This window comes from Aeromonas media, from assembly GCF_000819985.1.
Lineage (GTDB): Bacteria > Pseudomonadota > Gammaproteobacteria > Enterobacterales > Aeromonadaceae > Aeromonas > Aeromonas media.
In genome coordinates this window covers 1-10,436 of the sequence record NZ_CDBZ01000079.1, presented here as the reverse complement: position 1 = coordinate 10,436, position 10,436 = coordinate 1, and the positions used below count along the sequence as shown (strand labels likewise).

At 65.3% G+C, this 10,436-nt stretch carries 9 protein-coding genes; 4 read left to right on the top strand and 5 right to left on the bottom strand.

Annotated features, from left to right (window positions below; genetic code table 11):
* Positions 1 to 501: 501 nt before the first annotated feature.
* The 3 genes from BN1127_RS06920 to BN1127_RS06910 all read right to left on the bottom strand — a co-directional run bounded on the left by BN1127_RS06920 (position 502) and on the right by BN1127_RS06910 (position 4,850).
* Entirely contained in the window at positions 502 to 1,542 is a 1,041-nt protein-coding gene (locus tag BN1127_RS06920) for a lipocalin-like domain-containing protein (RefSeq protein WP_042648960.1), read from the bottom strand.
* A 173-nt stretch (positions 1,543 to 1,715) separates the two neighbouring features.
* The gene (locus tag BN1127_RS06915; protein ID WP_042648959.1) at positions 1,716 to 4,148 is read right to left on the bottom strand and encodes an ABC transporter permease; all 2,433 of its coding nucleotides are present in this window, start codon (positions 4,146 to 4,148) and stop codon (positions 1,716 to 1,718) included.
* Between the two features lie 21 nt (positions 4,149 to 4,169).
* Positions 4,170 to 4,850 (bottom strand): ABC transporter ATP-binding protein, encoded by a 681-nt coding sequence (locus BN1127_RS06910; RefSeq protein WP_042648958.1) that lies wholly within the window; start codon positions 4,848 to 4,850, stop codon positions 4,170 to 4,172.
* 152 nt (positions 4,851 to 5,002) lie between these two features.
* Here BN1127_RS06910 and BN1127_RS06905 point away from each other — a divergent pair, with 152 nt between their 5' ends.
* From BN1127_RS06905 to BN1127_RS06895, 3 genes are all read left to right on the top strand, one after another.
* Positions 5,003 to 5,476, top strand: a complete 474-nt coding sequence (locus tag BN1127_RS06905) for a DUF4357 domain-containing protein (protein ID WP_042648957.1) — start codon at positions 5,003 to 5,005, stop codon at positions 5,474 to 5,476.
* Between the two features lie 125 nt (positions 5,477 to 5,601).
* Positions 5,602 to 7,029, top strand: coding sequence for a sodium:proton antiporter NhaD (nhaD, locus tag BN1127_RS06900; RefSeq protein ID WP_042648956.1), 1,428 nt, complete (start codon positions 5,602 to 5,604; stop codon positions 7,027 to 7,029).
* 29 nt (positions 7,030 to 7,058) lie between these two features.
* The gene (locus tag BN1127_RS06895; protein ID WP_042648955.1) at positions 7,059 to 7,625 is read left to right on the top strand and encodes a pyridoxamine 5'-phosphate oxidase family protein; all 567 of its coding nucleotides are present in this window, start codon (positions 7,059 to 7,061) and stop codon (positions 7,623 to 7,625) included.
* Between the two features lie 80 nt (positions 7,626 to 7,705).
* Here the strand turns inward: BN1127_RS06895 and BN1127_RS06890 are convergent, their stop codons facing one another.
* Together BN1127_RS06890 and BN1127_RS06885 are read right to left on the bottom strand one after the other, a co-directional pair.
* Positions 7,706 to 8,908 carry a Bcr/CflA family multidrug efflux MFS transporter gene (locus BN1127_RS06890; protein ID WP_005327414.1) on the bottom strand — a complete coding sequence of 401 codons (1,203 nt, stop codon included), beginning with the start codon at positions 8,906 to 8,908 and terminating at the stop codon, positions 7,706 to 7,708.
* Positions 8,909 to 9,024: 116 nt separating this feature from the next.
* Positions 9,025 to 10,242 (bottom strand): hypothetical protein, encoded by a 1,218-nt coding sequence (locus BN1127_RS06885; RefSeq protein ID WP_231557450.1) that lies wholly within the window; start codon positions 10,240 to 10,242, stop codon positions 9,025 to 9,027.
* 6 nt (positions 10,243 to 10,248) lie between these two features.
* On the opposite strand from BN1127_RS06885, the gene BN1127_RS22695 reads away from it, so the two are divergent.
* On the top strand, positions 10,249 to 10,436 hold a 188-nt coding region (locus tag BN1127_RS22695; protein WP_231557449.1), incomplete at its 3' end, for a hypothetical protein.

Here is a 10,436-nt window from a genome sequence, read left to right as displayed (position 1 = left end):
TAGGCTGATTCAAGGCATTTACGGGAGAAAAGATCGGCTCAAACTGAAAAAATGAAATGACTGAGTCAGCCGAGAAGAATTTCCCCGCTTATTCGCACCTTCCCTAACTGAAGTTTAATGTTCTGATATTTCAGTAAATTGATAAGAACGATAGCTACCGCACAAGGTTTCAGCTCCCTGTGTGCTGTTGTTAACCTTATTGAATAGGACTAAACCATAATCACTCCCTGGCTACCTTTGGGGCTATTAGGGTCGTATGAGTAGGGTACCAAGTGCAGCTTCACTTGTTGAGTGAAACGTTTTACTTGGGGAGAGGTTTGGTACGTATTTTTGATGGGGATCAGAAATCGGGGAGGGCAGACGGTTTGTCGTAGGGGTTATGGAGATGGCGCCCCAAAACCGCCGAATCGCCGAATCGCCGAGACTGTAATGCGGGACAGGGTTTGCCCCACAGAGATAAAGCAGAAAAGGGAAAGCGAACAAACGCGGCAGGCCCTTTGCTCAATACCCCGTCATCTCCAGATAGCCCAGCCCTTTGGCATCCCCCTCCACAGTCACAGCCCCCTCCCAGTAGTCGAAGCGTCCCGTCATGGCCTGATTAGGCTGTCGAGCCTGAATGCGGAGGTTGAGATCCCCGGCCTTAAGCTGCCACTCGATGGGGTAGGCTTGCCCCTTGGGGCCGCGCCAGGTCTTGCCGGGGGTGAGGCGGATCTGCGCAGGATTCAGCACCCGGCTGCTGCCGTCTCGTTCAATCAGGATGCCGTAGCGGTTCTCCGGCTCAGAGCGTCCCGATTTGGTGCGCAGGCGAAACAGCATCAACTCGCGGCCATCTTCAAACTGCAGCGAAAACCAGTCCCAGCCCGATTGCCACTGGGCCAATACCGAGCTGCTCCACTCGTGATCAAACCAGCCCTCACCGCTGACGTTACGGGTCTCCCCATCCAAGATCAGGGTGCCGCTGATGGTCAGGCGCGGGTAGGAGTAGTAGAAGGAGGCGTTGCCCGGGCTCTTCTCGCTGAAACCCGCTTTACCTTGCAGTACCGCGGGCTTGGCGGCGCTCACCTTCACATCAAGATCCCCCGCCTTGCTCCGCACCTTGAGGGTGGCGGGAAAGAGCGATTCCCCTTGAGAGGTAAGCACCCACTCTTTCAGCCAATACTCACCGCCGCTGGCACCGGCGAGCCCTGGCCCCTGGCGGCTGGTGCGCTCGTCCTGCTGGTGGCTGCCTTTGCTCACATCCGTGATGGCGAACTGGGCCAACCAGAGTTGAGGGGTGAGCCAGGGGTTCTCCGAGGTGAGCTCCTGTTCAATGCCTTGGCGAAACAGGGTCCACTGCAGGCCGTAGCCGCGCCCTTGCTCGTCTTTGAGGTTGCCAGTGAGATACCACCACTCGGAGCGGTAGTCGGGGTGGGCAGCGTGATCCGCGGGTAGGCGGATGGACTGACCCGGCAGGGCCTTTTTGAAGTGATCACTACCGCCACCCAGGATGCTCCCCAGATCGCTGGCCTGCGCGTGGCCGCTTATGGCAACAAGCGGGATCAAGAGGGCTGCAAGCCAAGAGGACAAGATTCCCCTCACCCTGGCCCTCTCCCGAAGGGAGAGGGGATGGTTCGCGGCAGCTCTGTGCGCTTCTCTGCGCTGAATCAAGTGCGGTGACAGAGATCTGGTCAATGGGGACGTCAAGCCATGGCTGAGCCAGAGCGCCAACCGATATGTCATACCACTCTCCTTGCGGCGTACCAGGAGGCCAGCGCCCCGCACACCGGCGCCAGCAGAAGCGCCGTGACGGCGTGCAGGGGGGCGGCCTCGAAGGCCAGCCGCCAGCCAAAGGCGCGGGGGTTGACCACCTCAATCAGCACCCAGGCGAGGCCATAGCCCACCGGCAGTGCCAGCAGCGCGGTGAGCAGCCCGAGGCCCGCCCCCTGCCACACCAGCAGCCGGCGGCAGTGCCGCGGGCTCAGGCCAAGGCTTTGCAGGGTCTGCAACTCGCCGCGCCGGGCCAGCCCCAGCACCATAAAGGCCGAGCCGATGCCGACGAAGGCGATCCCCAGGATCAGCAACTTCAATAGTTCGGTCACCACGAAGGTCTGATCGAACACCCTGAGGGCGGCGGCGTGGATGGCGGGGGCGGGCAACAGGTTCACCTGCTCGCCAAACTGGCTCCTGAGCCTGTCACCAAGGTGCTCGGGATCCGGGCTGAAGAGGGCCAGGGATTGCACCTTGCTCCCTTCGAAGGCGTGCAGTATCTGCCCCTTGTCGCTGCCGTAATCCTGATAGACGCCGGTGACGGTGAAAACCCTCGGCCCCCCTTCGCTGGTTACCTCTAGGCGCTGGCCCACCCTGACCCCGAGGCGTACCGTCAGCGGTTCGCTCGCCAGCACCTCGTCGGGAGCAGCGGGCCAGCGCCCGGCGAGCAAGGGGTAGGCGGCTTTGAGCTCGGGGATAAAGTCCATCTGCGCCCACTCGATGGGCTGCTCCTGCCAGCGGGCGGGGAGCACGGCGCGGCGGGAGGCGGCGCGCACGTCCGGCGCGGCAAGAATGGTGTTGAGGGTCTGCTCGCCGAGGGCGCCCCTGCTGCCTGCCACCCCCTTGGGGGCGGTGACGTAGAGATCGGCGGCCAGACGCTGGCCGAGCCAGATCTCCACGCTCGAGCGAAAGCTCGACACCATGACGCCGATGCCGATGGCCGCCGCAATGGCAAGCTGTAGCGCCATCACCGCGATGGCGGTGCGATCCAGGTGATAGAGGGTTTCGGCCACCCCGAGCCGGGCGCTGAGGGAGCCGCGCTCGCGTCGGCGCAGCCGGCCCAGCACGGCGCGCAGCACATCGGGCAGGGCGAGCGCCATGGCCAGCAGCCAGCCACCGGCCACGAAGAGGGCGCCGCCAAGGCCGGTTTCTGGCTGCCACAGACACAGGGCGCACAGCAGCAGAATGGCGATGGCAAGGCCCCGGCGTTGCCAGGGGTGAGCCGGTGGGCGACTGTTGCCCTCTCGCAGCACAAGGGGGGATTGGCGCAGCAGTTGCCACCAGCCGGGCAGGTTGGCGGCAAGCATCCCCAGAAGGCCAATCACCAGCGCCTTGCCAAGGCTCGTCGGGGAGAGGCGCAGCAGGTCGATGGGGTTGGGGCCATAAAGGTCGGCCAGCGCCTGGGTGAGCTGCCCCATCAGGGCGAGGGCCAGCAGGCTCCCCAGCAGCAGCCCGAGCAGAGTGCCGAGGGTGGCGAGGATCAGGATCTCCAGGGTCAGCCAGCGCAGCACCCGGCGCGGCGGCATCCCGAGGATGATGAGCTGGGCGAGCAGGGGGCGGCGCACGCTCTGCACGAAGCGCTGGGCGTTGAACACCAAAAACAATCCCACCGCCATGGCGAGCAGGGAGAGGGCGGTAAGGTTCAGCGCCAGCGCATCCCCGAGCTGGCTGGCATCGAGCGCCGGGCTGATGGGCTCAAGCCAGAGGGGCTGATGGGGGGCATAGGATTGCAGGGCCGCCTGCAAGGCTCTTTGCAAGGTATTGGCCTCTTGCTCACTGAGTTTGAAGACGATGCGATCCAGTCTGCCTTCCTTGCCAAGCAGGGGCTGGGCGAGGCCGATGTCGGTCACCAGCAGCCGCTCCATGGGGACGGCGCCGGGCTCGAAGGTGCCCGCCAAGGTCAGGGTCAGGGGGCGCTGTCCCTCATCGCCCAGCACAAAGAGGCGAGACTGCCCCGGCGACCAGCCGAGGCGTTTGGCCTCGGGGGCAGAGAGCCAGACGCTGTCGGCGCGGCTCAGGGTGAAATCGGGTTCGTGTCCCGGTTGCTCGCCAAAGAGCCGGCGCAAGGGTCCCGGGTTGAAGAGATCCATCCCCAGCAACTGGAAGCTGCGGCCCTGCTCGTCCTTGAGCCAGGCGTGCAGCTCTGGCATGGCATCAAGGGCCGGCTGGCTTCGCACCAAGTGCACATAGAGCTGTTCATCCAGACCGCCGCTCGGGGCCAGCCGGTAGTTCGCTTCCCCCGCGAGCTGGCTGCGGGCGGCGACGAAGTTGGTGCGGGCGCTGTGGTTCAGAAGCTCGATGGCCACCACCAGGGTGACCCCCAGCATCAGCCCGGCCAGGCTCATCAAGAGCAGCCAGGGGTGGGCGCGATAGAGGCGCAGCAGCGCCTTCAGGGGCAGCATCAGCGACCTCCGTGGCAGAGGTTAGCCATGGTGGCGCCCCTTGAGCTCGACCAGTTGCCCCCCTTCCAGGCGCAGCACCCGATCCGCAAGTGCGCCATAGCCCGGGTTGTGACTCACCAGCAGGAGGCCGGCGCCGGTATCGCGCACTGCCGCCATCATCAGTGCCATCACCTGCTCGGCGTTGTGCTCATCGAGGCTTCCGGTGGGCTCGTCCGCCAGTAGCCACTGGGGCTTGTGAATGAGGGCGCGGGCCAGGGCCACCCGCTGGCGCTGGCCGCCGGAGAGCTGCTCCGGCCAGGCGTGGCGCTTGTGGCTCATCCCAAGGCGCTCCAGCAGGGCAGCGAGGCGTGCCATGTCGCGGGGCAGGTGGTTTATCTCCAGCGGCAGGCGAAGGTTCTCCTCAACGGTCAGGGTCGGCAGCAGGTTGAAGTCCTGATAGACGATGCCAAAATGCCGGCCACGCAAGCGGGCTCGCTCGTCTGCAGGCAGAGTGTCGAGCCGGGTCTCCCCCAGCCAGATCTCCCCCTCGTCCGGGGCAATGAGACCCGCGATGAGGTTGAGCAGGGTGGATTTGCCACAGCCGCTCTGCCCCAGCAGCAGACAGGTTTCGCCGGGGGAGAGCTGAAGATCCAGCCCCTCGAACAGGGGGAGCGTCTCGCCGCCGCTGGCGAAGCGTTTACTGAGGTTGTGCAGGTTCAGCATGGGATAACCGGTTGATGGCCAATGGCTTTCACAATGTCAGCCACTATGCCAGTTAGTGATCGCGCCTGCAAAAGGGATGAGGATCCTCGCTGGATCCCGCTCGCCAGAGGTGGTTAGAATAGGGGCTTCCATGGGTCACAGGATGAGCAAGGATGTTACACAAGCAAGTCAGTTTTATCGTCGACAGCAAGGGGGCCAAGCAGGCTGCCGTGGTCCCCATCGATATCTACAACGAGCTGATGACCCTGCAAAAGGCGCTCTCCGACAACAAGCCCGGCGAGCGCGAGCTCTACCACTTCAACGGCAAGGGGGCCGAAGCCCATGGTTATCCGGTGGGCAAGCGGCAGAATCCCGGCTTCATGGTGCAGGCGGGCTCCACCGCCAACGGGGAGGATGCCGCCTCCTTGCGCGAGGCGGTGATTGAGCTGCGCCAGGAGTTGCTGGCCAAGGGGGTGCTCATCCCCCGAACCGAGGGGGGCTTCGTGTTCGGCGCCGATCAGCTGTTCAACAGCCCGAGCCTGGCCGCCAGCCTGGTGGCGGGCAACAACAGAAGCGGGCTGGATGCCTGGCAAAACAGTGCCGGCTACACCCTCAAGCAGTCCGGTTTCGGCAAGAAGACCCCCTGACGTCCCCTGTTCGGGCCGCGCCGCCTGCCCCGAGGCGGGCGGTCCGGCCTCAGGGTCGGGATGGCGGTGACTTCCCGGTTCGCTGCTAGCCTCAATGCCAGACGGTTCTCAAGAGAAGCGCACCCATGTCTGGATCCTCACGCCTTGCCCCCTTGCCCGGGCTCTGCCTGTTCTGCGGCCCCGCCCTGGCCGATGGCGGCCCCCTTTCCCTGACGCACACCGGCGTCGGCCTCTTCGCCCTCGTCATCTTCGTGCTCGCCTATCTCCTGGTGATGGCCGAAGAGTACCTCAAGCTGCGCAAATCCAAGCCGGTGCTGATCGCCGCCGGCATCATCTGGATAGCCATTGGCGTCGTCTATGCCGGGCAGGGACAGAGCCCCCTGGCACACGAGGGGTTTCGGCAAAACCTGCTGGAGTATGCCGAGCTGATGCTGTTCCTGCTGGTTGCCATGACCTACATCAACGCTATGGAGGACAGGTTGCTGTTTGCCGCCCTGCGCGCCCGCCTGGTGCGGGCGGGGCTCAGCCTGCGCACCCTGTTCTGGCTCACGGGATTTCTGGCCTTCTTCATCTCCCCCGTGGTGGACAATCTCACCACGGCGCTCCTGATGTGTACCGTGGTGCTCAATGTGGCCAACGGGGATCGCCGCTTCATCAACCTCGCCTGCATCAACATAGTGGTGGCGGCCAATGCCGGCGGCGCCTTCAGTCCTTTCGGCGACATCACCACCCTGATGGTGTGGCAGGCAGGCAAGGTACCGTTCGGCCAGTTTTTTGCGCTCTTCATCCCCGCTCTGCTCAACTTCCTGATCCCGGCCAGCCTGATGAGTCTGATGGTGCCGCGCCATGCCCCCAGGGTGCTCGATGAGGAGGTGGTGCTCAGGCGCGGGGCCGTCACCATAGTGCTGCTCTTCCTCCTCACCATAGGGACCGCCGTCGCCTGCCATCACTTCCTGCACCTGCCCCCGGTGCTTGGCATGATGACGGGGCTGGGTTATCTGCAATTCTTCGGTTTCTACCTGCGCAAGACGCAGCGCGGCATCCTGGCGCGGGAGCGTGCCCTCTACGAGCGTGCCGGCGACCATGCGCGCCTGCTGCGCCTCGGCTCCATAGTGCCGTTCGACGTGTTCAACAAGATTGCCAAGGCGGAGTGGGACACCTTGCTCTTCTTCTACGGGGTGGTGATGTGCGTCGGCGGGCTCGGCTTCATGGGGTATCTGGCGCTGGCATCCCAGTTCCTCTACCAGGGGGATCCGACCCAGGCCAATGTGGTCATCGGCCTGCTCTCCTCCGTCATCGACAACATTCCGGTGATGTTTGCCGTGTTGTCGATGGAGCCGCAGATGAGCACGGGGCAGTGGCTGCTGGTGAGCCTGACCACGGGCGTGGGGGGCAGCCTGCTCTCCATCGGCTCCGCCGCCGGGGTGGCCCTGATGGGCCAGGCCCGTGGCATCTATACCTTCGTCGGCCACCTCAAGTGGTTGCCCGCCATTCTCCTTGGTTATATGGTCAGCATAGGGGCGCATCTGTGGCTCAACAGCGCCCTGTTCTGAGCGCCATGGACATTGCAAAGGAAGGGATGATGGGACAACTGTTCGAGGCGCTCTCGCCGCGCCACGTGGCCTTTATCGAGGCGCAGAAAATCTATTTTGTCGGCACGGCGGCGGGTGAGGGCACGGTCAACCTCTCCCCCAAGGGAGGGGATTCGTTGCGCATCCTCGATGCCCATACCCTGGCCTGGCTCAACCTGACCGGCAGCGGCAACGAGTCGGCGGCCCATGTGTTGCAGAACCCGCGCATGACGGTGATGTTCTGCGCCTTCGAGGGGGCGCCCATGATACTGCGGGCCTATGGCCAGGCGCGGGTGCTGCACCGGGGCGACCCTGACTGGGAGGCGGCGCTGGCGCGCTTCCCGGCCAGCGTGGCGGCCCGCCAGATCTTCCTGCTCGACATTGAACGGGTCCAGACCTCCTGCGGCATGTCGGTGCCCCTGTTTGACTATCAGGGGGACAGGGAGGATCTCGCCAACTGGTCGGCGCGCCAGGGCAAGGAGGGCATAGAGGCCTACTGGCGCAAGAAGAACCAGCTGAGCCTGGATGGTGTGGAGAGCGAGATCCTGGCCCGCAGCGGCTTGGAGGCAGACGCCTGAGGGCCGCGCCCCTGATGCAAAAAGCCCTGTCCGGTGGACAGGGCTTTTTCGTGTCAGGCTAACCTGAGCCGAAGGGAGCGTCAGGCCGCCCCGGCACGCTTGCCGGTGAGCAGCCAGTAGCAGAGCGCCGAGCCCAGGCCACAGGCGGCGATGGCCATCGCCATGGGCAGTGGCGACTCGGGCGGGTTGAGGTTGACCAGGATCCCCACCACGGCGCCGATGCCAAAGCGCAGGGTGCCCGCGAGCGCCGAGGCGGTACCCGCTGACTGGGGGAAGTGGCCCATCAGGCCGGTCATGGCGTTGGCCCCCACCAGGCTGATGTGACCGACGAACAGTACCACCGGGATAACGATGCCCCACAGGCCGCCGGTCTGGCTCCAGGCGTTGTAGATGAGCAGGGCCCCGGCGCAGGGCAGCACCATCAGACCGTATTGCAGCATGCGCTCTGCGCCCACCCCCTTGACCAGGCGGCTGTTGACGAAGGTGACCACCATCATCAGTAGGATATTGAGGCCAAACAGCCAGCCGTAATGCTCGGTCGGCACCTTGAAATACTCGATATAGACGTAAGGGGAGGCGCTGATAAAGGCAAACATGCCCGAGCTCGACAGGGCACCGCACAGCACATAGCCCATGGCGCCGCGGTGGGAGAGCACTCCCCAGTAGTTGCGTAGCACCTGGCCGAGCTTGAGGGGCTGCCTGTGTTCAGGTTTCAGGGTCTCCTGGATCTTCCACTGCATCACCACGCAGATGAGCAGGCTGATGCCCACCAGCAGCCAGAAGATCACCCGCCAGTCGGCATGGGCGCTGATGTAGCCGCCCACCACGGGTGCGACAAGAGGGGCGAGCGTCATCACCAGGATGACGAAGGACATGGCCCGGGAAAACGCATCCTTCTCGAACAGATCTCGCAGCAGGGCATTGACCACCACGGATCCCGCCGCCCCGCCGGCGGCCTGCAGCATCCGCCAGGCCAGCAGCTCCGGCAAGGAATCCGCCAGGGCGCAGCCCACGGAGGCCACGGCGAACATCGTCAGCCCCGCCAGGATCACCGGCTTGCGGCCGAAGCTGTCGGCGAGCGGCCCGTAAAACAGCTGGCCGATAGCGAAGCCGCCCAGAAAGGCGCTGATGGTGAGTTGGGCCCCATCGATGCTGGTGGCCAAGTCCCGGGCGATGGCCGGAATGGCGGGCAGGTACATGTCCACCGCGAGCGGGGTCAGGCCCGCCAGGGCGCCGAGCAGGATGAACAGGAAGCGGGGAGAGAGGGTTGTGGCTTGGGGCATAGGGTATCCGAGTCGTGGCAGGGCCGGGAAAAGAGGCAAGTGTTGAGTCTATCAGTTTTGGCAGGCTTGAGCAGGTCTATCCTGGCCCGGGCCCTGAGGTCAGATCTGCGAAGGGCTCAGCGCACCGGACGGTATGCCCGGTGGTGGCACAGAAGCAGGAGCCAGCCCAGCCACCCGAGCAGGGAGAGGGCATTGCCTGCCCGCTCGGGCCAGCGCGCGGTCAACCTGAGGGTGAGACTGTGGCTGCCCGCCGGCACCCAGAGCTGCATCAACCCTTGGGGGTTGGCGCCCACCGTCAGCATCAGGCGTTCGTCGAGCCAGGCCTGCCAGCCGGGGTAATGGTACTGGTGCAGGACCAGCCGGGTCGGCACGGTCGCCGTCACCGCCAGGGTCAGGGCCCTGGGTTGCCAGCGGTGCAACGTCCAGCTGGCGCCCGGGGGATCGGCGCTCACCGGGGGCTGGAACTCGTCCTTCCAGGCGAGCAGGGTCGGGGCGAACATGCCCCCCGGCACCTGCCTTGGCCTGTACTCCCGGGCGCTGCGCTTGCTGTCGAACTCGAACGTCATGGCCTCCCGGGTGGGGGCCTGGGTGAGGGGGGCGTGACGGACGTAGGCGAGGGTGGTGATCAGGGTCAGCAGGAGTGTTCCCCACCAGAACCATTGCCAGGGGCGGTGCGTGGGGGTACCCAAGGCAACCACGGCGACCGTGGCCAGGGTGAGGATAAGATTGAGTCGCCAGGGAAACTGCACCCGTTGCAGGGGGGGCAGCAGGCTCCAGAGCGGCTGGCTCACGGGCAGCATCATCAGGAAGGCCCCCACCCCGAGCGCTCCCCAGCACAGGAGCTCGGGGTGGCGCGGCTCGCGGGCGGCGGCCCAGGCGATGAGCAGCAGGGCCAGGGTCAGCAGGCTCTGCCACGCCAGGTGCCCACGAAAGCGCCAGTCTCCCCAGCCCGAGGGCAGGCGGTCGAGGAAGTTGCGCCGAAAGTCGAACATGCCGCCGCGCATCAGCTCCATGGAGATGGCCCCCTGATCCGCCAGGGCGGGCAGCAGCAGGGCGGCCGCCATGCAGAGCCCCAGTCCCTGGGCTCCCAGAGCTATCCAGCAGGGGTGCAGATCCCGTACACGCCAGGAGAGCCAGAGGGCGCGCACGCTGACCAACCCCATCATCAGCAGCAGGCTGGGCAGGTGGGAGAAGGCCAGCAGCGCCAGACCCAGGATCAGCAGGGGCAGGCCCTGGCGCAGGCCGCGATGGGCGAGATCCTGGCCAAGCAGGATCAGCGGCGCCCAGGCGAAGGCCCAGAACTCCGCCAGGGCGAAGCGGGCGTAGAGATCCATGGCCAGGTGATAGGGCAGGATCAGGTAGAGCAGGCTGACCGCCAGGGCCCGGCCCGGGGGCGTGGTGGCGCGCAGCCACAGATAGGCGAACGTGCCGGAGAGCAGCAGCGCCAGGGTGGCGCTGCCGAGCAGGGGGTAGATGGCTTGCTAGGCGGGGGCACCGGGGCCGGCAAAGAGGGCGCTGACGTAGTAGG

Excerpts from the sequence above, each read along its gene's own strand:
- BN1127_RS06895 (WP_042648955.1), top strand. The coding sequence starts at position 7,059 with ATGGGACAACTGTTCGAGGCGCTCTCGCCGCGCCACGTGGCCTTTATC.
- BN1127_RS06910 (WP_042648958.1), bottom strand. The coding sequence starts at position 4,850 with ATGCTGAACCTGCACAACCTCAGTAAACGCTTCGCCAGCGGCGGCGAG.
- BN1127_RS06890 (WP_005327414.1), bottom strand. The coding sequence starts at position 8,908 with ATGCCCCAAGCCACAACCCTCTCTCCCCGCTTCCTGTTCATCCTGCTC.
- nhaD (WP_042648956.1), top strand. The coding sequence starts at position 5,602 with ATGTCTGGATCCTCACGCCTTGCCCCCTTGCCCGGGCTCTGCCTGTTC.
- BN1127_RS06885 (WP_231557450.1), bottom strand. The coding sequence starts at position 10,242 with ATGGATCTCTACGCCCGCTTCGCCCTGGCGGAGTTCTGGGCCTTCGCC.
- BN1127_RS06905 (WP_042648957.1), top strand. The coding sequence starts at position 5,003 with ATGTTACACAAGCAAGTCAGTTTTATCGTCGACAGCAAGGGGGCCAAG.
- BN1127_RS06915 (WP_042648959.1), bottom strand. The coding sequence starts at position 4,148 with ATGCTGCCCCTGAAGGCGCTGCTGCGCCTCTATCGCGCCCACCCCTGG.